The following is a 21,243-nucleotide window of genomic DNA, read 5'->3' as shown; positions in this document are numbered from 1 at the left end:
CACCCTGACCTACCCGGCAGGAGGCGGAACGTACCGCCATCCGGCGAGCAACCCGTCAGACCGGCGGCCTTCCCCGACCGGTCAGACGAAGTCGAACAGCGGCGGGAAGGCCAGGACGACCGCCCAGGCCCAGCCGGCGTACACGATCACGTAACGGGTCTGCCACCGCTCCAGTCGGGCGAAGGGCATACGGCCACGGATGAAGCCGAGGTACAGCCATGCCGACCACGCCAGGTTGGTGAGCAGGATGAGGTTTTCGCCCAGTGCCGCGGTCTTGTTGGGGCTGAAGCCCCATTCGGAGATCCGGCCCGTGATCGCCACCAGCACCAGGATGTCGATGATCAGGGCGCTGACGATGAGCGCGAGTTGCAGGCGGTCGAAGAGGCCGGGCCGGGCCGTGAGGTCACGGGCGGAGATGGCGTACAGCAGCATGCCCAGCACGATGACGAGCAGCAGGTCGAAGAGGATGAGCGCGTCGCGCTCGACGTCGATGCCGCTGGTGGTCCAGATGACGGCGACCAGGAAGGCCAGCAGGGTGGCCGTGAAGAGCGGCGTGAAGACCCGGGTCAGCACCGGCGCCATGTTCTCGATGACGCTCTGCTTGGCCTCCACCAGCCATGCCGACACGATGACCGCGGCCATGGCGCCGCACGGCACCAGCCACGACTGGATGAATCCCTCGACGTTCAGCCCGATGGCTGCGAAGGCGTTCACCGTGATGCCCGTGAGGACGCCGCCACCCAGTCCGATGAGGACGAAGTAGATCAGCCACTCCCCCGTGAACCGGATGAAGTCCATCCGCCGCTGGTCCGAACGCCAGTCGCCTCCCGTGTAGGCGACGCCGACCACCAACCACAGCGCTATCGGCAGATGGATCGCGGTGAGCACCATGGTCTGCGAGTCGTCGGCCAGCGGATACGCGTTCGCGGCGACCGCACCGAGAACGAACAGCACCGCGAGCGCCCCGATGACGCGAGGGCCGACGCGGCGTCGCCAGGCGAAGTAGGCCGCGAGTGCCGGCAGCGCGAAGAGGCTGAAATTTCGCGCGTAGAAGCTCCCGTCGTCCTCCAGGCCGAGCCCGAACCAGGACGGCACCTTGATCGCGAGCGCCGCGACGGCCGCACAGAGCACCATGACGGGCAACTCGCGACGGGAGCGGGCCGCGGTCGGTGCGTCCGGCTCGGCGGGCAGCACGAGTTGTTTCCATAGGCGCTCGGAGTGCTCGCGGGCGAACTCCCGCGACAGTTCGTCGAGGCTGCCCATGCGTTTGACAGCGATGAGGAACGACTCGTCGGCTCGCAGGCCCGCCTCGGTCAGCTCGGTGATCCGGCTGCGGAGATGGTCCTCCAACTCCTCGGCGTCGGTGTGGTGCAGCTCGCGGCGGCGGTGGATGTAGGCCCGCCACTCGGCGATCTGGCCCTCCAGGTCGTTGTCGACGGTCATAGTCCCGCTCCGAATGCCGGTGAGGTGATCGGCCTGATGGACTGTGTCGTGCTCCAGACGCCCCGCAGGGCGTCGACGACGGCGGCCCACTGGCGGCGCTGCTCGACGAGCTCAGCCCGGCCCTGGTCGGTGATGCGGTAGTACTTCCGGCGTCGTCCCCCCGGCGGGGTCTCCCAGGCCGACTCGACGTGGCCGAGCCGCTCCAGGCGGTGCAGCAACGGGTAGAGCAGGCCGTCGGTCCACTCCAGCTGCCCACCCGAGAGGTCGTTGACCTGCTTGAGGATCGCGTAGCCGTAGCTGTCGCCCTCGGCCAGGATCCCCAGCACGAGTGGCGTCGCCGAGGCCGCGACGAGGTCCTTGGTGATGTGCATGCAACCGCCTATACCTAGATCTGCAATGCATAGTAGTTCTAGGTATGAGGCTCGCGCAATCAGGATCGCCATCACCGACGCACCGCGATTCCAGGCGCCCTGCCGGCCCCGGCCCTGCCTGGTGCGCTCGTGTCAGAGGTGCTGGCCGGCCGGTGCCGGTGTGGTGTGTTCGGTGCGGCAGCGCGGGCAGCGCAACCGCGCTCCGGCGGCGGCACGCGGCACGCGGAGCCGCTGGCCGCAGCCACAGGTGAACACGGGCCGGGTGGCCCGCAGGTACTCGTCCCGGTCGCGGCGCGGCCAGCGGCCGTGGCAGCGGGCGCACCACTTCGGCGGGTAGCTGTGATACCACGCCAGCCCGAACGCGCCCACGATCATCACGGTGGCCGAGAACGGCAGACCCAGCAGCGCCAGCAGGGCGGGCAGCACCGCCCCGCCGTCCGACAACACCGCACCGACCACCGTCAGCACGACCACCGGCACGCCCAGCAGGGTGACCCCGAAGCCCCACACGAACGCCAGCAGGGACAGCAGGAACACCACCGACATGCCGCCGGGCGCCCACCGGCGCACGCCGTACCCGCCGCAGCGCGGACAGTTCGGCGAGGCGCGATGCGGCACGGACCGCAGCGCCTTCGGCGTCAGCCACTCGACCAGCCGCTTCAGGATCTCCTCGACCAGCTTGGCGGCCAGGGACTGGAGGAACGAACTGAGCACCGACAGCACCTCCCAACCGACGCAACCGCCCCGACGGCCATCGTGACCGGCCGACGCCCCAACCCCGTCCCAGCGCGCCGGCCCCGCCGCACGGGCGACGGCAATCCGACAGCCCGACCACATCCGGCGGGCTGTTCGTCGCGCGTTCGCCTGATGGCCGCGCGGGCGTTGGCCGGAGCGGCTAGCGTCGCCGCGCATGACGTCGTCACCCACCCGCCGCAGCACCGCCGAGGTCACCGCCGTCCACCGAATCGGCGACAGCGCGCCGCACAGCGCGTTCACCGACCTCGTCCGGTACGGCGGGAGCTGGTTCTGCGCCTTCCGCGAGGCGCGGACCCACCTCTCCGATGACGGTGTGATCCGGGTGCTGACCTCGACCGACGGGCGATCGTGGACGTCGGCAGCGGTCGTCCGCCAGGCCGGCACCGACCTGCGCGACCCGCGCTTCGTCCTGCGGCCCGACGGGCGGCTGCAACTGCTGGCCGCGGCCGCCACCGGGGAGACCACCAAGACGTTCCAGACGGTGACCTGGCTGTCCACGGACGGGCACGCCTGGGGTGATCCGGTGCCCGTCGGCGAGCCGGGCGTCTGGGTGTGGCGGGCGGCCTGGCACGACGGCGCCATGTACGGCGTCGGCTACGCCACCCGTGAGCCGCGGTTCGCCCGGCTCTACCGCAGCGTCGACGGCATCGACCTCGAACCGTGGGTGCCGACGATGTTCGAGGGCGGCTACCCCAACGAGTCCGGGCTGGTCTTCGAGCCGGACGGCACCGCGCGCTGCCTGCTGCGCCGCGACCAGGGCAGCGCCACGGCGCAGCTCGGGTGGGCCCGGGCGCCGTACCGGGAGTGGAGCTGGACCGACCTGGGTGTCCAGGTGGGCGGGCCGACGCTGCTCCGGTTGCCCGACGGGCGGCTGCTGGCCGGGGTACGTCTGCTCGACGGCGAGGTGCGCACCGCGGTCTGTGCCGTCGACCCGGAGCGTGGCGAGCTGACCGAACTGGTCGCGCTGCCCTCCGGCGGCGACACCAGCTATCCCGGCCTGGTCTGGCACGACGACCTGCTGTGGGTCAGCTACTACTCCACCCACGAGGGACGGACCTGCGTCTACCTGGCCGAGGTCAGCCTGACCGGCTGAGCGGGCCAGCGTTCGCCCAGGCGGCGAGACTGACGCCGAAGAACGCTACGGCCGCGCCCGCGACGACTCGGACACACCGGTGATCAGTTGATGAAGAGTAGGGCAGAGACGGTCCTGACAACTACTCTTCATCAACTGATCAGGCCAACACCGCCGCCTCCAGCCAACGCGGACCGTCAGGCCAAGGCCGGCGTCTGGGCGTGGATGTGGAAGCGCAGCGAGCGGGCGTCGGTGAAGCACTCCCGCATCGGGCGCACCAGGTCCCGGTGCTCGGGGCTGCGCTCCCAGCTCTCGAAGTCGGCCAGGCTCGCCCACTCGCTGGTGATCAGCCACTGCTCCGGGTCCGTCGACGAGCGACAGACCTGGTCGACCAGGTGCCCCGGCACCCCGCCGGCCACCAGGTGCCGGACCGCCTCGTACGCGGCGAGGAACTGCTCGGTGCGCGGCACCGGCACCCGCACCAGGAAGACCACCCGGGCCCGCTGGCCACTGGGCCGGTCCATCGGCTCGCTCATGGCGTCGCTCCCCTCGCCGGCGCGGCCCCGCGCAGGACCAGCGCGCTGTTGAACCCGTCGAAGCCCCGCGCGCAGACCAGCGCCAGCCGGCTGCGCGGCCGGCGGTGCTCACGCAGGAAGTCCAGCTCGCAGCCGTCGGCCACCTCGTCCGGGCCGGCGGACGCGGGCAGCGTGTCGTGCGCGAAGGCGAGGAGGGCGGTGGCCGCGTCCAGTGCGGACCCGCCCTGGTGCGCCCGCCCGGTCAGCGGCTTCTGCGTGGTGACCGGAGGCGGCCGGTCGGCGAACACGGCACGCAGCGCCTCGGCCTCGCTGCGGTCGTAGCGGGGCACGCCGAGCGCGTCCGGCAGCACCACGTCGATCCCGGCCGCCGCGACGCCGGCCCGGTCCAGGGCCAGCCGCATCGCGCGGGCGTACTGGGCCGGGTCCCCGGCGCTGTCCGCCGTCGTGTGCGCGGCGTCGTGGGTGGCGCCCCAGCCGCTCACCTCGCCGTAGATCCGGGCGCCCCGCGCCAGCGCGTGCCCCAGCTCCTCCACCACGAACACCGCGCCACCCTCGGCCGGCAGGTAGCCGCTGGCCGCCGCGTCGAACGGCCGGTACGCCCGCTCCGGGTCGGCGACATCGCTGAGCAGCCCGGAGCGCAGCTGGCAGGCCAACGCGTACGGGCTCAGCGGGCACTCGGTGGCCCCGGCGATCACCACCGGCGTGCCCCGGCGCACCGCACGGGCGGCATGCGCCAAGCTGTCCAACCCGCCGGCCGTCTCCGCCACCAGCACCCCGCTCGGGCCCTTGAACTGGTGGTGGATGGAGAGCTGCCCGACGCTGGCCGCGTAGAACCAGGCGATCGACTGGTACGCCCCGACGGTGCGCGACGGGCCACCCCAGAGCCGTTGCAGCTCCCGCTGACCGAACAGGTTGCCCCCGGACGAGCTGGCCAGGGTCACCGCGTAGCCGTACGGGTCGGGAGCCCGCTCGGGCAGCCCCGCGTCGGCCAACGCCAACCGGGTGGCGGCGAAGCCGAGGTGGGTCCACCGGTCCGTCTGCACCAACTGACGGCTGTCGGCGTAGGAGTCGGCGGCGAAGTCGGGCACCTCCCCGCCGAAGCGCGTCGGGTAGCCGGACGGGTCGAACAGAGTGATCGGCCCCGTCCGCCGGGTGCCGGCCAGCACGGTGCGCCAGTGCGCGTCCGCGCCGACGCCGCTGGGCGCGACGACGCCGATGCCGGTCACCACCGCCCGGGCCACCGCCGCACCGGCCCGGTCCGCACCGCCCGTCACGCCGCCACCGCCCCGGCCAGGCGGCGGAACACCATGGCCGACTGGAAGCCGCCGAAGCCGCTGCCCACCGAGAGAGCCACGTCCACCGGGACCTCCCGCGCCTCGTTCGGCACGTAGTCCAGGTCGCACTCCGGGTCCCGGGTGGTCCAGTTGGCCGTCGGCGGCACCACGCCGAACTCGATCGCCAGCGCGCAGGCTGCCATCTCGATCGAGCCGATCGCGCCGAGCGAGTGCCCGACCATCGACTTGATCGAGCTGATCGGCACCCGGTACGCGGCCTGCCCCAGCGCCCGCTTGAACGCGGCCGTCTCGTGCCGGTCGTTCTGGCGGGTGCCCGAGCCGTGGGCGCTGATGTAGGAGACCTGCTCGGGGGCGATCCGTCCCTGCCGGAGCGCGTCGGTCACGGCCAGCCCCATCTCCAGCCCGTCCGGGCGCAGCCCGGTCATGTGGTAGCCGTTGCTGCGGCTCGCATAGCCGGCGACCTCGCAGTAGACGTGCGCGCCGCGCCGCCGGGCGTGCCCGGCCTCCTCCAGCACCAGCACCGCCGCGCCCTCGGCCAGCACGAACCCGTGCCGGTCGGCGTCGAACGGACGGGAGGCGTGCGCCGGGTCGTCGTTGTCCGGGCTGGTCGCCTTGATCGCGTCGAACGAGGCGACGGTGACCGGCGAGATCGGCGAGTCCGCCGCACCGGCCAGCACCACGTCGGCCTCACCGTCCACGATCAACTGGTGGGCGTAACCGATGGCGTCGATACCGGAGGTGCAGCCGGTCGAGACGACCTGCGCCGGCCCGTGCAGCCCGTGCCGGCAGGCCACGTCGGCGGCCAGACTGCTGGGCACCAGCGCCTGGTAGAGGTACGGGCCGCCGCGCGCCGCGTCGACCAGCCAACGGCGGCCGCGCTCGCTGACCGTCACGTACTCCTGCTCCAGGGCCATCGTGCCGCCCACGGCGGTGCCGAGCACCACCCCGGCGCGGTCCCGCTCCGCGTCGGTGAGCACCAGGCCCGCGTCGGCGACCGCCTCCGCGGAGCAGGCCAGCGCGAACTGCACGTACCGGTCGGCCCGGCGCCGCTCGGCCTCGGTGAGCCCGGCCGCGACCGGGTCGAAGTCGCACTCGGCGGCGATCTGCGAACGGAACGCCGACGGGTCGAAGAAGCTGATCCGCCGCGTGGCGGTACGCCCCTCGGTGATGGTCTTCCAGAAGCGGTCCCGGCTGGCGCCGCCGGGGGCGACCACCCCGACGCCGGTCACCACCGTGCGGCGCCCGCTCACGGCGTCACCTCGGTTCGCGACTGCGGGGCTCGCAAACCCGGCTCACTCCTCGCGCTCACGACGTCACCTGGGGTTCGCGACTGCGGGGCTCGCAAACCCGGCTCACTCCTCGCGCTCACGACCCGCCTCGCTGCTCGACCAGTTCCGTGTCCACGTGCCCCAGCTCCGGGCGGGGGGCCAGCGGGCCCAGGTGGAAGACCACCTCGGCCGGTTCGACGCCGGTGTTGCGCAGCCGGTGCCGTACGTTGACCGGCACGAACAGCGCCTCGCCCGCGGCCAGCAGGGTCGGCTGGTCGTCCAGGTCGACGGTGATCGCGCCGCGGGCCACGTACAGGAACTCCTCGCTGTACGGGTGGTAGTGTTCGGCGATCCGCTCCCCCGGGGCGAGCGTGGCCACGCCGAGGAAGCCGGAGGTGCTGCCGACGGTGCGGGGGCCGAGCAGCACCCGCAGTTCACCGCCGCGCCGCCGGTCGGCGGGTACGTCCCGAGCGGCGATCGGCCGGGTGCCCAGGTCACTCATCGCCGGCCTCCGTCGCCTCGTCGCCCGCCGCGCGGCCCTGCTCGGCGCGCTGCCGGGCGATCCGCTCCACCCGGTCCTTGATCACCCCGAGTTGGATGACGCTGTTGGTGTTGATCCGCTCGGTCATCGCGGCGTTGTCGACCGGCGCGGTCGGCTTCATGGCGAAGTCCTGCACCCAGGTCATCCGGGTGCCGCCCTCCTCCTCGGTGTAGCGCCAGTGGATTCGCATGTACTCGAACGGTCCGTTCTCCACGCGGTGCGCGCGGACCTGCCGGCTCACCGGGTCGGCGGTGCGTTCACTGACCCAGCTCCACGCCACCCCGTTCTCGTCGGGGTGCATGGTGAGCCGGAACCGCACGGTGTGCCCGTCGCGGTGCAGGATCTCCACCACGGCGTACTCGGTGAACAGCTCGGTCCAGTTCTGCACGTCGTTGGTGATCTCCCAGACCAGGTCGAGCGGCGCGTCGATGAGCACGCCGTTCTCGGTGTGCCCGGGCGGGTCGGCGCGGCGGGCGACCAGGTCGGCGACCGCCGGGATGCTCAGCTGCCCGGACTGCTCCGGGATGCGCACCTGCCACCGGTCGGCGACGACCGCGGAGAGCTCCAGCAGGGCGAGCGAATCCATGCCCAGCTCCTCCAGCGACGCGGCGGGCGCCCGGGCCGCGGCGTCGGCGTCCAGCCCGCAGTGCGCCACCAGGATGTTGGTGATCTCGGCGGTCAACGGGCGACCATGGGTGACGGTCATCGGGTCCTCCTGTGGGATACGTCGGGCTCCGCGGCGGGCGCGGTGCGTGGTGTGGGAGTCGGCCGTTTCGTGGGTGCCCGGCCGGGCCCGGCGAGCAGGCGGTCGACCAGGCCGGTGGTGTAGCGGCCCTTGCGGAATGCGGCGTCGTCGAGCACCCGCCGGACGAACGGGATGGTGGTCCGCACGCCCGGCCCGGCGATGTCGAACTCCTCCAGAGCGCGCTCCAGCCGGTTGAGCGCCAGCTCCCGGTCGGGCGCCCAGACCACCACCTTGGCCAGCAGCGAGTCGTACCAGGGGCCGACCAGGTAGCCGGCACAGGCGTGGGTGTCCACCCGGGTGAACGGACCGCCGGGCGGGGTGAACCGCTCCAGCCGGCCGGGGGTCGGGGCGAAGCCGCGCTCCGGGTCCTCGGTGTTGACCCGGCACTCCACCGCGACGCCGTGCAGGCGGATCTCCTCCTGCCGCCAGCGCAGCGGCACACCGGCGGCGATGTGCAGCTGCTCGTGCACCAGGTCCACCCCGGTGACCATCTCGGTGACCGGATGCTCCACCTGGATCCGGCAGTTGATCTCCAGGAAGTGGAACCGCTCGTCGGCGTCGACGAGGAACTCGAGCGTGCCGGCGCCGACGAAGCCGACCTCCAGCGCGCCCCGCAACGCGGTCTCCGCGATCGCGTCGAGCGTGCCGGCGGGCAGCGCCGGCGCGGGCGCCTCCTCGATCAGCTTCTGGTGCCGCCGCTGCACCGAGCAGTCCCGGGTGCCCAGGTGCACCCCGTTGCCGTGCCCGTCGCAGAGGACCTGCACCTCGACGTGCCGGGCCTCGGTCAGGTACCGCTCGACGTACACCCGGTCGTCGCCGAAGGCGGCCTGCGCGGCGGCCCGGGTGCGGGCGTACGCCCGGGGCAGTTCGCCGGGGGTGCGCACCACGGTCATGCCCCGGCCGCCGCCCCCGGCGGCGGCCTTCACGATGACCGGGTAGCCGACGGCGTCGGCGACCTCGGCCGCCGCGGCGGCGGTCGGCACCGGCGCGACGCTGCCCGCCGGCAGCGGCAGGCCCGCCCGGCTCATCAGGGCCCGGGCCGAGGACTTGTCGCCCAGCGCGGCCATCACCGCCGGCGGCGGGCCGATGAAGGTCAGCCCGTTGTCCGCGCAGATCTCGGCGAAGTCGGCGTCCTCGGAGAGGAAGCCGTAGCCGGGGTGCACGGCCTGCGCGCCGACCTGCCGGGCCGCCTCCACGATGGCGGCGGCGTTGAGGTAGCTGCGCCGACTCGACGCCGGCCCGATCCGGACCGCCTGGTCGGCGAGCCGGACCGCCGCCGAGTCGGCGTCCGCGGCGGAGTAGACCACCGCCGTCCGTACGCCGAGTTCCCGGCAGGCCCGGAGCACCCGCAGCGCGATCTCGCCCCGGTTGGCGATCAGCACGGTCTCGAACATCGTTCGCCCACCCCGCCGTCAGGCCGGATCCAGCTCGACCAGCGGCTGGTCGTACTCCACCGGCTGGCCGTCCTCGACGAGGATCGCGGCCACCCGGCCGGCCCGGTCGGCGGCGACCTCGTTCATCAGCTTCATGGCCTCGACGATGGCGACCGGCTGACCCGGGCGGACCAGGTCGCCCACCGCGACGAACGGCGCCGCGCCGGGCTCCGGAGACCGGTAGAAGGTGCCGACGATCGGCGCCCGTACCGCGGCGCGCCCGGGCATCGGCGGCCGGGTCAGCGCCGCCGGCGGTCCGGGCACCGGCTCGGCGACGGCCTCGTCCGGGACGGGTGCGACGTCCGGTCGCGTCGACTCGCCGGGGTGCCACTCCACCTCCAGCACCGTCGGCCCGCTGCGCAGCCGGATCCGGCGCACCGGGCCGGTCAGCTCGGCGATCAGCTGCTGCGCCTGCCGGCGCAGACCGGCCAGCACCTCCTCGCCGCCCGCTCCGGCGTCGCCGGGTCCGCGCCCGTCCGGCGGGTGGTCCGCGTCGAGGCGGACACCACCGTGGCCGTTGGACTGGCCGGGGTCCAGGCGCGCGCCGTCGTGCCCGGTGGACCGGCGGTCGCCGCCGGGCAGCTCGCCGGTGGACCCCGCCGCGTCGGTGGGCGCCTCAGCCGTCGACAACGCCCGGTCGCCGGCGGACCCGGCGCTCACCGGGCACCCGCCCGGGCACCGGAGCGGGCCGCGCCGAACCGCCGGAACCGTTGCCGGCGGAGGCGGACCAGCATCGCGGGCGGCATGTCCAGCAGCGGCAGCAGGTTGGCCAGCAGCGCGGCGCGCAGCCGCCGGGCGGTCTCCGCCGGATCGTCGTGCGCCGCCGGGGCCGGCTCCGGCACGATCTCGTCGATCACGCCGAGGCGGCACAGGTCGGGCGCGGTGAGCCGCAGCGCGCGGGCCGCCTGTGGCGCCGCGGACCGGTCCGGCCAGAGGATGGCCGCGCACCCCTCCGGGCTGATCACCGAGTAGACGGCGTGCTCGAGCATCAGCACCCGGTCGGCGACGGCCAGCGCCAGCGCGCCGCCGCTGCCGCCCTCGCCGGTGATCACCGCCAGCACCGGAGTGGGCAGCATGGTGAGGGTGAGGATGTTCTCCGCGATGGCCGCGGCCTGGCCCTGCTCCTCGGCGCCCACCCCGGGGTCGGCGCCGGGGGTGTCGACGAGGGTGACCACCGGCAGCCCGAGCCGGGCGGCGAGACGCATCAGCCGCAGCGCCTTGCGGTGCCCGGCCGGGCTGGCCATGCCGAAGTTGCGGGCGACCAGCTCGGCGGTGGTGTGCCCCTTCTGGTGGCCGATCACCATCACGTGCCGGCCGTCCAGTCGGGCCACGCCGCCGACGATGGCGGGGCAGTCACCGCCGAGCCGGTCACCGTGCAGCTCCACGAATCCGTCGAAGACCGAGTCGAGATAGTCCAGAGTGGTCGGTCGGCCGGGGTGGCGGGCCGTCCGCACCGTGTCCCACGCATCGCGTGCCGCCGGGGCGGCGGAACCGCCGACGAGCGGTTCCGGGCTCACGCTGGTCGACGGCGCCACCGCCGGGGCGTCGGTGGCCAGGCGCCCGCGACGCGGCGCCGGCTCCTGCCGGGGTACGGGCAGGAGGGCCGACCGGCCGGCGCTGGTCGCGGCGAGCAGCGCCGTCAGCCGTCCACGAAGCGATCGGCGCTGCACCACCATGTCGACCTGACCGTGCCGCAGCAGGAAGTCGGCGGTCTGGAAGCCCTCCGGCAGCGCCCGGCCGGTGACCTGGCGGATCACCCGGGGGCCGGCGAAGCCCATCCGGGCGCCGCTCTCGGCGAGCACCAGGTCGGTGTTGGTGGCGAACGACGCCGCCACCCCGCCGTAGGTGGGGTCGGTGAGCACGCTGACGGTGAGCAGACCCGCCTCACGCAGCGCGGCGATGGCCTGGCTGATCGTGGCCATCTGCATCAGCGACAGCGCGCCCTCCTGCATCCGCGCCCCGCCGGAGGCGGTGACCAGGATGAGCGGCACCCGGTCGTCCAGCGCCCGTTCGGCGGCCCGGGTGATCAGCTCCCCCACCGCGCAGCCCAGACTGCCGCCGAGGAAGCGGAAATCCATCACCGCCAGCACGGCGGGGTGCCCGCCGATGGTGGCGGTGCCGCACACGACCGCCTCCGCGAGCCCGGTGCTGGCCCGGGCGGCGCTGAGCCGGTGCGGGTACGGCAGCACGTCGACGAAGGCGATCGGGTCCGCCTCGGGCAGCCGGTCGGGCAGCGGGCGGAACGATCCCGGGTCGACGAGCTGGCGCAGGCGATCGGGTGCGCCGAGCCGGGCGTGCGTGCCGCACTCCGGGCAGACGTCCAGGTTGCGCCGCAGACGTTTGCGGTAGAGCAGGCTCGCGCAGCCGGCGCACCGGGACCAGAGACGCTCCTCGCGCGGCGCGGTGGCGGTCACGACCGCCCCCCGGCGTCCACCGCGTCGAACCGGTAGAAGCACTGCGCCATCGCGTCCCGCGGCGAACGCCAGGTCGACAGGTACGGCGAGACGTACGGCCGTAACCGGTCGCTGACCCGGACGAATTCGGGATGGCCGCGGGCGGCCTCCACCGCGCCCTGCGCCGGTTGCTCGGTCTCCAGCAGGTGCACGTAGAGGTCGTGCAGTCGGTAGAGCGAGCGGTGCCGGACCCCGACCAGTCGCGGCAGCTCCGTCGCGTCCGACTCGGCGAAGATCTCGGCGACCCGCTCCTCGGCGGTCGGGACGACCTTCGCGATGATCAGCGAACGGTCCATGGCTGGGCCTCCCCCCACGGCGTCCGGGCCGGTGGCCGGTGGACCCCGGGCGCGCTGGACGACTCTCGACACCATGCGGCAGTCCTCGTCACGGCGGCGTCACCGCGACGGGTCGACCAGCGACGCTCGTCGGTGACGCTGCGTTGACGCAACCTGTGTATCAGCTATGTGTCCAGCAGCCCGGCGACGATCCGGCCGAGCGCAGGTTTGGCCAGTTCAGAACCGATCTCATAGTTGACGGTCACCGATATAGGGTCCACGGTGTCGTTGACTCACCGTGACCGCTATTGATAATCTTCACCGTGGCCAGCCCGGTGACTCCGATGGGCGGGGCCGCGCCCGGCAGCCGTGGTCGTGCCTCCCGCCGGTGGGGTCGACAGTGGCGTCACGGGCAGCCGATCCGGGACACAGCAGACAGTCGGGACGAGCGTTCCGCAGGGGGTGCCGCCGTGACCGCTGATCCGTCCGTGCCGACCGCCGGCGATCCTCCCGACGCGGGCGTCTCGCTGCACCTGCTCGGCGGCTTCCGGCTGCTGCGCGACGCGGCGCCGGTCGTCGTGCCACGCGGCCTGCAACGGGTGATCGCGCTGATCGGGCTGCGCCCCGGCGCCACCCGCAGCCAGCTGGCCGGACTGCTCTGGCCCGACGCGTCAGAGGAGCGGGCGCTGTCGTCGCTGCGCACCGCGCTGTGGCGGCTGCGGCAGGACCCGTGCTGCCCGATGACCGTGACCGGTGACACCGTACGGCTCGGTCCCGCGGTCCGGCTCGACGTGGACGACCTCGTCGGCACGGCGGCCCGGGTCCGCGACGGCGACGACCCGCGCACCGCCGCCGGAGCGCTCGCGGCCGGCCGGCACGACCTGCTGCCCGGCTGGTACGACGACTGGGTGCTGCTCGACCGGGAACGGCTGCGCCAACTGCGCCTGCACATGCTGGAGCAGGTCGCCGGGCAGCACCTCGTCGCCGGGCGCCACGGTGAGGCGCTGGAGGCCGCGCTGGAGGCGATGGCCGCCGAGCCGTTGCGCGAGACGCCACACCGGCTGGTGGTGCGCATCCACCTGGCCGAGGGCAACGCATTCGAGGCGGTGCACGCCTTCTACGTCTACCGCGACCTGCTGCGCCGCGAGCTGCGCCTGGAACCCAGCCCCGCGATGAGCGCCCTGCTCGACGAGACGCTCGCCCCGATCCGCGAGGCCAGCCGGGAGGGCGCCATCCGCCCGTCACCGGCCGGCCGGCGTACGTGACGGTGACGTGACAGGTGCTGCGGCACGGTGGGCACCACAGGAGCACGTGGCCGTCGACCCGAGGGTCGGGGAAGCCACCGGCGGAAGGGGTCCCATGAGTCGTCTACTGATCGTCAGCCGGATCATCCCGGGCGCGGAGGGGCGCGTCGCGCAGATCTTCGCCGAGTCCGACGCCACCGAGTTACCGGGCCTGACCGGCGTCACGCACCGGTCCCTGTACTGCCTGCACGACCTGTGCGTACACCTGATGGAGACCTCGGACGTCGACCCGGACGCCCTGGCCGCCGCCCGCAACCACCCGCTCTTCCAGCAGGTCAACGAGCGGCTCTCCGCGCACACCTCGCCGTACCTGCCGACCTGGCGCTCACCCCGCGACGCCATCGCCGGCTGCTTCTACCGCTGGGACGCCGCCGACGCCCCCGCGGCGCACCCGGCCCGCTGAGCGGAGGACCGAGGTGTCCGCCCCGCCACCGCACGTCCTGATCATCGGCGCCGGCACCGGCGGGCTGTGCCTGGCGCACGGGCTGCGCCGCGCCGGGATCAGCGTCGCCGTCTACGAGCGACACCGCCACCGCGCAGAGGGGTTGCTCGGCTACCGGGTGGGCATCGGCCCGACCGGCAGCCGGGCACTGCGGGAGTGCCTGCCACCGGAGCTGTTCGCCACCTTCCTGGCCACCTGCGCCCGGCCGCCGCGCTACTTCAACGTGGTCACCCAGCGGCTGCGCCAGACCGCCTCGTTCGAGCTGCGACCGGACGCCGACCCGCTGCACACCGAGCACTCGGTGGCCCGGATGGTGCTGCGCCAGGTGCTGCTGACCGGCCTGACCGACGTGGTGCACTTCGACAAGGCCTTCGTCCGGTACGAGCAGCGCGACGACGGGACGGTCACCGCGTACTTCGCCGACGGCACCAGCGCCACCGGCGACCTGCTGGTGGCGGCGGACGGCACGCACTCGGCGGTGCGCCGCCAGTACCTGCCGCACGCGGTCACCCGGGACGCCGGCACCATCAACATCGCCACCCGGATCCCGCTGACCGCGCACACCCGCGACCTCGTGCCCGAGCGGGTACGCCAGGGCATCTCGCTGATCTTCGGTGCCGGCGGGACGATGGGTGTGCTGCACGTGATGGAGTTCAAGTGGGACACCGGACGGGCGGTCAAGCCCGGCGTCAGCGACGCCGACGCCGCGCTGCTGCGCGACTGGCCCGGCCTGTCCCACGACACCACCACCGACAACATCAACCTGATCATCTGGAGCGCGGCCCGCCGCTTTCCGCCGGACGTCATGCAGCGCCGTGGCGAGGACCTGGTGCGGGTCGCCCTGGACCTCACCCGGAACTGGCATCCGCATCTGCGGGAGCTGCTGACCCGCGGCGACCCGTATAGCGCCCTGCCGATAAAGGTCAGCACGTCCGAGCCGGTGCCACCCTGGAAGAGCAGCACGGTCACCCTGCTCGGCGACGCCATCCACACCATGACGCCGGGGCGCGGGGTCGGCGCGAACACCGCGCTGCGCGACGCCCGGCTGCTCTGCCAGCAGCTCACCCGCGCGGTCGCCGGCGACAAGACGCTGGTGCAGGCGGTGGCCGACTACGAGGCGGCGATGGTGCCGTACGGCTTCGCCCGGGTCAGCGAATCGCTGAACCGCAGCGGCACCAACGGCGACGACCGGATGTACCGGCCGGTGGTCGGTCGGCTCGCGCTGCTCGGCGCGCGCGGCTACTTCGGGGTGACCAGCCGGGTGCCCCCGCTGCGTCGCCGTTTCGTCGACGACTTCCACACCTACGAGGGCGACCAGGACTGATCCGTGGCGCCCCGGTCGCGGGCCCGGCGTCTGGACGCCGGGCCCGCGATTCGTCGTGTACCTGCGCAACGCGGTGTCACCTGCCGGGCACCCGGTGCGGCGGCCGTCCCACCCGTACCGTCCCCGACCGGACCTCTCTGTCGTCGTCACAGCGCATGTGCGAAGCTGCGGCGAGTTTTTCTCGTGACTTTTCCGACGAGGTGAGAGGGAGGTTCGCCGTGGAGTGGTCTATCGGACACTCGCTGATAGTGGTACTGGCGCTGTTGCTGGGCCTGGCCGCCGGGTGGTTGCTGCGCGGCCGGCAGGGCGTACGGGCCAGCGGGCAGGGTCCGTCGATCGTGGACGGCGATCCCGTCGCCGGCCTGGCCGTGGTCGCGACGCCGGCACCGGACGCCACCACCGACGAGGCCCGGCCGGCGGCGACCGTCGATCCGGCGCCGACGGCGGTCGCCGACGACCCGGCCCCGGTGGACACGATCAGCGCGCCGGCCGCGGTCACCGCCGCCGCCACGCCGGACGGTCCGGCACCGGCCGATGCTCCGAGCACCGTCGACCCGGCCGACATGGCGTTGACCGACGCCCCACCGGCCAACCCCGCCGCCGAGCGGATCGACGCGCCCGACCTCCAGCCGGAGCCGGTCGCGGAGCCGGTCGCGGTCGAGGAGCGGTCCGTCCCGGCCACGGTGATCGCCCCCCGCCAGCCGGGGGACGACGTTCCGGCCACCGACGCGCCGCACGCCGACGTCACGCCGATCGAGACCACCGCGGCCGACGTCGCGCCGGCCGAGACGACGACGGCCGAGGCCACTGCGGCTGACACGACGCCGGCCGACACGACGGCCGACGTCGCGGACGCCGAGGCCACGGTGGCCGACACGACCCCGGCCGAGGCGCCGGCGACCGGTGCGCCGGCGGACGTCGACGCGGAGCCGGTGCGGGCCACGCCGCCGGTCCGGCCGACCGCCACCGCCACCCCTCCGGTGCGGCCGGTCGCCGACACCGCGCAGAACGGTGCCAGCGCCGACCCGGAGGGCCCGGCGGACGACTTCCGCCGGATCCAGGGCGTCGGGCCGAAGATGGCGGCGGCGTTGCAGGCCGCCGGTGTGCGTACGTACGGGCAGCTCGGTGAGCTGGACGAGCCGGCGCTGCGCGACCTGATCCGGGCTGCCGGCCTGCGCGCCGCGCCGGGGCTGGCCAGCTGGCCGCAGCAGGCTCGGGTGCTGGCCGGCGCCGGTGACGACGTGGTCGCGGTGCTGCCGGGCGACGCCCAGGGCTGACGCGACATCCGGGCCCCCGGCGGGCCGTCCCACGGGGCGGCGGGTCGGGGGCCCGGTCGCGTCCGGGCGAGGGCGTGGGGCCGCCACCCGGTCGGGAGAAAACGGATCGAATCGGAGATAGGGCCGTCGGGCGCTCGCTACCGTCGATCAAGGTGGGTTGGACGGCCCGCCGCGTCGACCGGTCCCGCAGGAGCAACCCGTGCACTTCGCCGCGCCGGAGCCGGGGGCCCGCCCCCCGTTGCGCGACCCGGAGGCCCCCCGTCGGGTGACACTGCTCGAACTCTTCTTCGACCTGGTGTACGTGGTCGCGCTCGCGCTCATCTCCCGGGACATGATCGTCGGCCTCGACTGGGAACGGGCCGCGGAGGCGCTGATCCTGCTGGCCGCCGTCTGGTGGACGTGGGCGATCACGACCCTGGTCACCGACATGTACGACCCCGAACGCAACGAGATCAAGCTGCTGATCGCCGCGGTGATGTTCGGCGCACTGCTGATGACCACCGCGATCCCGGAGGCGTTCGGCGCCCGGGGGCTGGTCTTCGCCGCCACCTACGTGGCGATCCACCTCGGACGTGGGCTGTTCCTGATGCCCATCGTGCGACGCGAACCGCAGACCCAGCGCCGGGCGGCGCGCATCTTCGTCTGGTTCGCCGTGTCAGCGATCCCCTGGATCGTCGGCGCGTACGTCAGCGACGCCGCCCGGCTCGTCTGCTGGACCATCGCGCTCGCCATCGACTACGGCGGCTTCCGGCTCGCGTACCCGGTGCCCGGCCTCGGAGTCGTGCCGCAGCAGCAGCGCAACGTCACGGCGGAACACCTCTCCGAGCGCTACCAGCAGTTCTTCATCATCGCCCTCGGCGATGCCATCCTGACCATCGGCACCATGTTCAGCCTGGCGCACTCCGAGGCGCAGAACATCGGCGCGTTCGGGGTGGCGTTCCTGACCACCCTGCTGCTCTGGCGGATCTACGTGCACAAGTCCGGCGAGCTGCTGCCGACGGCCATCCAGGTGGCCAGAGAGCCGAGCAAGTTCCTGTTCACCGCCCCGTACACCCATCTGTTGATGGTCGCCGGGGTGGTGACCACGGCCGCCGGGTTCCACCTGGTGCTGCACGAGCCGAGCGGACGGACGCCGCCGGCCTGGCTGGCGGTGATCCTCGGCGGCCCCGCGATGTTCCTGGCCGGCCGGGCCGCCTTCGAGTACGAGGTGTTCAGCCGCGTGTCGCTGTCCCGCCCCGGCGGCCTGCTGGCACTCCTGACGGTGGCGCCGGCAGCGCTGTTCCTGCCGCCGGTCTTCGCCTCCCTGGGCGCCATGCTGGTGCTGGCCGGTGTCGCGTACGCGGATTTCCGGCGCAGCCGCGGCAGGCCCCCGGAGGCTCCCGCCCCGCCGCACTGAACGGGCGGGTCGTGGCGCTGGGCGCCACCGGGTCCGTCCGGTGGCCAGTCACACCAGCGCCCCGGCGTACCCCCGGACCTGCAACCGCCGCCCGGCGGTGCAGCCGAGGCGCACCTGGAGCCCAAGCGGCGCGGCGGCCCGGCGCACCTCGTCGAGGTGCAGCGAGCCGTGCCGGTCCACGGTGAGCACCGGCGGCTCCTCCAGCTCGCCCTCGGGCGCGTGGAAGGAGAGCAGGGTGACGGAGGTGGTGAGGTACCCCGGGTAGGCGGCCCGGGCCGCCGCCTCGTCCCGGTGGGCGAGCACCACGAGGTCGTCGAGGTGGGCGAAGTCGGCGGCGAGGCCGCCGGCCTTCCAGTGTGCGGGCTCCTCGTCGGCGCCGGTGAGGTGCCGGGACCGGTTCGCCGAGGTGATGTAGAGGTGGTCCGATCCCGTCTCCGCGAGCGCCCGCTCGAAGAAGGAGTTGGACGGGCAGGTCAGCCCGGGCGCGATCACCTGGGTGGTGCGCAGCCCCTGGTCGATCTGGGTGAGGTGCTCGGGCAGCCGGTCCGCCGCAGGGCCCCGGAAGCCGAACGGCCCGGCGCCGTAGAGGGCGTCCATCAGCGCCCGCACCCGCCCGATCGGCAGCCGGGGCGAGATCCGGGACCAGTCGAACATCGCCGGGATCCGGCCGACCGCCGTGGTGATGCTGCCGACCTGGTGGGCCGGACGGCCCTTGGCGAGGTTGACCCGGCGTACGGTGGCCGCGTCCGGGCGGGTGACGATGGCGTAGAAGTTGGCGAAGGCCGCCGCGACGACCGCGCCGCCGGCCAGCGCGCGAGCCGCGACGGCCACGTCCTCGGGGCGGTCCAGGTACAGGGGCGGTGTCGGGGCGTCCATGAGTCCTCCTCGGCGGGGGCCGTGAGGCAGTTCTACGTCGGGTGAGCCGTACGGCGGCCGGATGGGTCGTCGATCCGATAGCCGACTCGCCCGACCCGGTGCGGGTGGCCGAGGCTGGTGCGGTACCGACGGTGGACGGATTTGGCCGGACGGACGATCCGGGGGTGAGCGGCCTCCGTTTATCGGCTCGGCCCGATTGGGTACAACGCCTGCACCTCGATCCACCACATTCCCTCAGGAGGCAGCGATGCGCGGCACCTCGATACTCGGAGTCATCGTCGTGATCTGGTTGGTGATCGGCGCGATCGCCGCCGGCCAGCGGGGCTACTACGGCAACGACGACACCAACTGCGCCGAAGCCGGCACGATCCTGGTCACCATCGTGGCCGGACCCCTCAACTACATCGGCGCCAACCCCAAAATCGACTGCGAGCTGCCCCAGCCGTCCAAGTAGGACATCCACCACGGCCCGCGCTCCCGCACAGGGGCGCGGGCCTTTCGCTGTCCGGGCGATCCGCCTCGGCGGCCCATCCCCCGCGGTCCGTCGCGTACCACACATCGCGTAGAGCGTCCTAGGAGGCTGGATTGCTGGCACCGACGAACGGGCCGCCCGGACGATCGTCGTGATCGTCCGGGCGGCCGGCGGTACTCGGGGTGGGTACGCGTCCCCGCTCAGCGGAAGCAGTGTGCGATCGGCACGGCGCTGGCCTCGCAGTTGGTTCCCTCGTTCTCGACGACCTCGCTCTCGTCGTCGATCTTCACCTGGGCATGCTCGCCGAAGATGCCGCCCGGCTTCACCGTGGCCGCGTTCCGGATTACCTTGCTGGTGTAGATCGCCGCCGAGCCCTTGGTGGCGTAGATGCCGCCGCCCTTGGACGTCGCGCCGACGGCCTCGTTGCCACTCACCGTGCTGCCGCGCACCAACAGGTTGGACTTGTCGGTGAAGATGCCCGCGCCGATGCCGTGGGTGGTGTTGCCGTCGACCACGCTGTCATCGAGCGGCAGCAGGCCCTGCACCGTCGAGATGCCGCCACCGTTGACCGTGGAGGTGTTGCCGCGGATGGTCATCTTGCGCATCACCAGCACCGCGTCGGAGTTCGCGGCGCCCCCGCCGACCTGCGCGGTGTTGTTCAGCAGCTCGGTGTCGTAGACCTTGGTCCGGGCCGAGAAGCTGGCCAGGCCGCCACCCTGGCCGGCGCTGTTCCGCGTGAAGGTGGTGCTCTCCACGTCGGCCGCGCCCCGGTAGTTGCCGAGCCCGCCGCCGTAGCCGTTCGCGCTGTTGTGGTGGAACTCCGAGCGCTTCAGCGTCAGCACCCCGCCGTTGAGCAGGCCCCCGCCCTTGCCCGCCGCGCCGGACGCGCTGTTGCCGATGAACGTGGAGTCGGTGACCATCATGTTGCCGTCGTTGAAGATCCCGCCACCGCCACCCTCGGGGGACAGCGACGTGCTCTGGGTGACGGTGACCCGCTCGATCACGGCGGTCGCGCCGTGCACCACGTGCACGCTGCCGCCCTCGATTGCCGACCGGCCGTTGTGCAGCTCCAGGTCACGCAGGGTCAGCTCGCCACCGTCGCGGACGGTGAAGAAGCGGAAGGCCGCCGCCTGGGCGTCGCGGGCGATGGTGGCGCCGGCGCCGTCGATGGTGATGGGTTGGTAGATCACCGGCAGGCCGGCGGTGTCGTCGGCCGGATTGTGCGGCGGCGCGTCGGCGTCCCCGGGGGTCTCCGCGGCGTCCGCCGCCTCCCGCGCGTCGCGGATCCCGCCGTCGTACTGGTCGGTCTCGTGGAACGCCTCGGTGAGGGTGTATCGGCACTTCGGCGCGAGCCGCAGCTCCCCGCCACCCTCGGCGTTGGCGGCCACCAGTGCCGCCACCAGCTTCGCCGCGTCGCAGGGCACCGACACCGCGGCCCGCTTCCCGGTGCCCGGCGTTTCCGGCCGAGCCGGCGGCGCGCCGACGCTACCCCCGCCGGGCTCCGCGCCTCCGCCGGGCTCCGCGCCCCCACCGGGCTGCGCGCTCCCACTGGGGTCCGCGCTCCCACTGGGCTGCGCGCTCCCACTGGGCTGCGCGCTCCCACTGGGCTGCGCGCTCCCACTGGGCTGCGCGCTTCCACTGGGCCGCGCGCCCCCGCTGGGCTCCGGCCTGGCCTGGTTGTCAGCGTCCTGGGCAGCGGCGGCCAGCCGGCCCAAACTCGGGGGGGCGAGGTCGCGGTCGGCGGCGGCGGCGACGCCGGCCATGCCAGCCGCCCCCACCACCAGGCTCCCCGCCAGGAACCCGCCGGCTAAGAACCATCGGGACCGCCGCCTGGGCCGTGCTGCACGGTCTCCTCCTCGGTACGTGGACATCAAAGGTGCCTGCCTTCCTGCCTGTGAACGTGACCGCGCGCTGATTCGGGCGCGGGGGGATCGACGTGCCGTCGACCACCAAATGCCACGATA

Annotated in this window: 21 protein-coding genes; 7 read left to right on the top strand and 14 right to left on the bottom strand. The window is 73.5% G+C overall.

Annotated elements, in window-relative coordinates; genetic code table 11:
• Nucleotides 1-81 precede the first annotated feature (81 nt).
• The 3 genes from AB0K07_RS14960 to AB0K07_RS14950 form a co-directional block, all read right to left on the bottom strand.
• On the bottom strand, nt 82-1,443 hold the full coding sequence (locus AB0K07_RS14960; RefSeq protein WP_363755269.1) for a permease prefix domain 1-containing protein: 1,362 nt from the start codon (nt 1,441-1,443) through the stop codon (nt 82-84).
• The gene (locus tag AB0K07_RS14955; protein ID WP_363755267.1) at nt 1,440-1,814 is read right to left on the bottom strand and encodes a PadR family transcriptional regulator; all 375 of its coding nucleotides are present in this window, start codon (nt 1,812-1,814) and stop codon (nt 1,440-1,442) included. The genes AB0K07_RS14960 and AB0K07_RS14955 overlap by 4 nt, the downstream gene beginning before the upstream one ends.
• A gap of 132 nt (nt 1,815-1,946) precedes the next feature.
• On the bottom strand, nt 1,947-2,528 hold the full coding sequence (locus AB0K07_RS14950) for a hypothetical protein (protein WP_363755265.1): 582 nt from the start codon (nt 2,526-2,528) through the stop codon (nt 1,947-1,949).
• 196 nt (nt 2,529-2,724) lie between these two features.
• Here AB0K07_RS14950 and AB0K07_RS14945 point away from each other — a divergent pair, with 196 nt between their 5' ends.
• Nucleotides 2,725-3,663 carry a sialidase family protein gene (locus tag AB0K07_RS14945; RefSeq protein ID WP_363755263.1) on the top strand — a complete coding sequence of 313 codons (939 nt, stop codon included), beginning with the start codon at nt 2,725-2,727 and terminating at the stop codon, nt 3,661-3,663.
• A 176-nt stretch (nt 3,664-3,839) separates the two neighbouring features.
• Here AB0K07_RS14945 and AB0K07_RS14940 read toward each other — a convergent pair whose 3' ends face one another.
• The 9 genes from AB0K07_RS14940 to AB0K07_RS14900 all read right to left on the bottom strand — a co-directional run bounded on the left by AB0K07_RS14940 (nt 3,840) and on the right by AB0K07_RS14900 (nt 12,209).
• The gene (locus AB0K07_RS14940) at nt 3,840-4,178 is read right to left on the bottom strand and encodes an antibiotic biosynthesis monooxygenase family protein (RefSeq protein WP_363755261.1); all 339 of its coding nucleotides are present in this window, start codon (nt 4,176-4,178) and stop codon (nt 3,840-3,842) included.
• Nucleotides 4,175-5,419 carry a beta-ketoacyl synthase N-terminal-like domain-containing protein gene (locus AB0K07_RS14935; RefSeq protein ID WP_363755602.1) on the bottom strand — a complete coding sequence of 415 codons (1,245 nt, stop codon included), beginning with the start codon at nt 5,417-5,419 and terminating at the stop codon, nt 4,175-4,177. Before AB0K07_RS14935 ends, AB0K07_RS14940 begins: the two co-directional genes overlap by 4 nt.
• A 29-nt stretch (nt 5,420-5,448) precedes the next feature.
• Nucleotides 5,449-6,723, bottom strand: a complete 1,275-nt coding sequence (locus tag AB0K07_RS14930) for a beta-ketoacyl-[acyl-carrier-protein] synthase family protein (protein ID WP_363755259.1) — start codon at nt 6,721-6,723, stop codon at nt 5,449-5,451.
• Nucleotides 6,724-6,838: 115 nt separating this feature from the next.
• A complete protein-coding gene (locus AB0K07_RS14925) occupies nt 6,839-7,243 on the bottom strand; it encodes a cupin domain-containing protein (protein ID WP_121653757.1) in 405 nt (134 codons plus the stop codon).
• Nucleotides 7,236-7,988, bottom strand: a complete 753-nt coding sequence (locus AB0K07_RS14920) for an SRPBCC family protein (protein WP_363755257.1) — start codon at nt 7,986-7,988, stop codon at nt 7,236-7,238. Before AB0K07_RS14920 ends, AB0K07_RS14925 begins: the two co-directional genes overlap by 8 nt.
• Nucleotides 7,985-9,421 (bottom strand): acetyl-CoA carboxylase biotin carboxylase subunit, encoded by a 1,437-nt coding sequence (locus AB0K07_RS14915; protein WP_363755255.1) that lies wholly within the window; start codon nt 9,419-9,421, stop codon nt 7,985-7,987. Before AB0K07_RS14915 ends, AB0K07_RS14920 begins: the two co-directional genes overlap by 4 nt.
• 18 nt (nt 9,422-9,439) lie before the next feature.
• The gene (locus AB0K07_RS14910; RefSeq protein ID WP_363755600.1) at nt 9,440-9,895 is read right to left on the bottom strand and encodes a biotin/lipoyl-containing protein; all 456 of its coding nucleotides are present in this window, start codon (nt 9,893-9,895) and stop codon (nt 9,440-9,442) included.
• A 221-nt stretch (nt 9,896-10,116) separates the two neighbouring features.
• A complete protein-coding gene (locus tag AB0K07_RS14905) occupies nt 10,117-11,874 on the bottom strand; it encodes an acetyl-CoA carboxylase carboxyltransferase subunit alpha (protein WP_363755253.1) in 1,758 nt (585 codons plus the stop codon).
• Nucleotides 11,871-12,209, bottom strand: a complete 339-nt coding sequence (locus tag AB0K07_RS14900) for a TcmI family type II polyketide cyclase (protein ID WP_363755251.1) — start codon at nt 12,207-12,209, stop codon at nt 11,871-11,873. The genes AB0K07_RS14905 and AB0K07_RS14900 overlap by 4 nt, the downstream gene beginning before the upstream one ends.
• A 449-nt stretch (nt 12,210-12,658) precedes the next feature.
• Here AB0K07_RS14900 and AB0K07_RS14895 point away from each other — a divergent pair, with 449 nt between their 5' ends.
• The 5 genes from AB0K07_RS14895 (at nt 12,659) to AB0K07_RS14875 (ending at nt 17,931) form a co-directional block, all read left to right on the top strand.
• Nucleotides 12,659-13,453 (top strand): BTAD domain-containing putative transcriptional regulator, encoded by a 795-nt coding sequence (locus tag AB0K07_RS14895; protein ID WP_363755249.1) that lies wholly within the window; start codon nt 12,659-12,661, stop codon nt 13,451-13,453.
• A gap of 94 nt (nt 13,454-13,547) precedes the next feature.
• The gene (locus AB0K07_RS14890; RefSeq protein ID WP_363755247.1) at nt 13,548-13,895 is read left to right on the top strand and encodes a TcmI family type II polyketide cyclase; all 348 of its coding nucleotides are present in this window, start codon (nt 13,548-13,550) and stop codon (nt 13,893-13,895) included.
• A gap of 13 nt (nt 13,896-13,908) precedes the next feature.
• Nucleotides 13,909-15,258, top strand: a complete 1,350-nt coding sequence (locus tag AB0K07_RS14885) for an NAD(P)/FAD-dependent oxidoreductase (RefSeq protein WP_363755245.1) — start codon at nt 13,909-13,911, stop codon at nt 15,256-15,258.
• A gap of 248 nt (nt 15,259-15,506) precedes the next feature.
• The gene (locus AB0K07_RS14880) at nt 15,507-16,535 is read left to right on the top strand and encodes a hypothetical protein (RefSeq protein ID WP_363755243.1); all 1,029 of its coding nucleotides are present in this window, start codon (nt 15,507-15,509) and stop codon (nt 16,533-16,535) included.
• 199 nt (nt 16,536-16,734) lie between these two features.
• Entirely contained in the window at nt 16,735-17,931 is a 1,197-nt protein-coding gene (locus AB0K07_RS14875; RefSeq protein ID WP_363755241.1) for a low temperature requirement protein A, read from the top strand.
• A 48-nt stretch (nt 17,932-17,979) separates the two neighbouring features.
• Here AB0K07_RS14875 and AB0K07_RS14870 read toward each other — a convergent pair whose 3' ends face one another.
• Nucleotides 17,980-18,807, bottom strand: coding sequence for a hypothetical protein (locus AB0K07_RS14870; RefSeq protein WP_363755239.1), 828 nt, complete (start codon nt 18,805-18,807; stop codon nt 17,980-17,982).
• A 247-nt stretch (nt 18,808-19,054) separates the two neighbouring features.
• Between AB0K07_RS14870 and AB0K07_RS14865 the strand changes: the two genes are divergently transcribed.
• A complete protein-coding gene (locus AB0K07_RS14865; RefSeq protein ID WP_363755237.1) occupies nt 19,055-19,261 on the top strand; it encodes a hypothetical protein in 207 nt (68 codons plus the stop codon).
• Nucleotides 19,262-19,479: 218 nt separating this feature from the next.
• Here the strand turns inward: AB0K07_RS14865 and AB0K07_RS14860 are convergent, their stop codons facing one another.
• The gene (locus AB0K07_RS14860; RefSeq protein ID WP_363755235.1) at nt 19,480-21,150 is read right to left on the bottom strand and encodes a hypothetical protein; all 1,671 of its coding nucleotides are present in this window, start codon (nt 21,148-21,150) and stop codon (nt 19,480-19,482) included.
• Nucleotides 21,151-21,243: the final 93 nt, after the last annotated feature.

Origin of the sequence: Micromonospora sp. NPDC049301, from assembly GCF_040678715.1 — a bacterium.
Lineage (GTDB): Bacteria > Actinomycetota > Actinomycetes > Mycobacteriales > Micromonosporaceae > Micromonospora.
The sequence above is the reverse complement of the archived record's forward strand: the minus strand, read 5'-3'. Positions and strand labels throughout refer to the sequence as shown.

Excerpts from the sequence above, each read along its gene's own strand:
- AB0K07_RS14960 (WP_363755269.1), bottom strand. The coding sequence starts at position 1,443 with ATGACCGTCGACAACGACCTGGAGGGCCAGATCGCCGAGTGGCGGGCC.
- AB0K07_RS14955 (WP_363755267.1), bottom strand. The coding sequence starts at position 1,814 with ATGCACATCACCAAGGACCTCGTCGCGGCCTCGGCGACGCCACTCGTG.
- AB0K07_RS14945 (WP_363755263.1), top strand. The coding sequence starts at position 2,725 with ATGACGTCGTCACCCACCCGCCGCAGCACCGCCGAGGTCACCGCCGTC.
- AB0K07_RS14940 (WP_363755261.1), bottom strand. The coding sequence starts at position 4,178 with ATGAGCGAGCCGATGGACCGGCCCAGTGGCCAGCGGGCCCGGGTGGTC.
- AB0K07_RS14925 (WP_121653757.1), bottom strand. The coding sequence starts at position 7,243 with ATGAGTGACCTGGGCACCCGGCCGATCGCCGCTCGGGACGTACCCGCC.
- AB0K07_RS14920 (WP_363755257.1), bottom strand. The coding sequence starts at position 7,988 with ATGACCGTCACCCATGGTCGCCCGTTGACCGCCGAGATCACCAACATC.
- AB0K07_RS14915 (WP_363755255.1), bottom strand. The coding sequence starts at position 9,421 with ATGTTCGAGACCGTGCTGATCGCCAACCGGGGCGAGATCGCGCTGCGG.
- AB0K07_RS14900 (WP_363755251.1), bottom strand. The coding sequence starts at position 12,209 with ATGGACCGTTCGCTGATCATCGCGAAGGTCGTCCCGACCGCCGAGGAG.
- AB0K07_RS14890 (WP_363755247.1), top strand. The coding sequence starts at position 13,548 with ATGAGTCGTCTACTGATCGTCAGCCGGATCATCCCGGGCGCGGAGGGG.
- AB0K07_RS14870 (WP_363755239.1), bottom strand. The coding sequence starts at position 18,807 with ATGGACGCCCCGACACCGCCCCTGTACCTGGACCGCCCCGAGGACGTG.
- AB0K07_RS14865 (WP_363755237.1), top strand. The coding sequence starts at position 19,055 with ATGCGCGGCACCTCGATACTCGGAGTCATCGTCGTGATCTGGTTGGTG.
- AB0K07_RS14860 (WP_363755235.1), bottom strand. The coding sequence starts at position 21,150 with ATGTCCACGTACCGAGGAGGAGACCGTGCAGCACGGCCCAGGCGGCGG.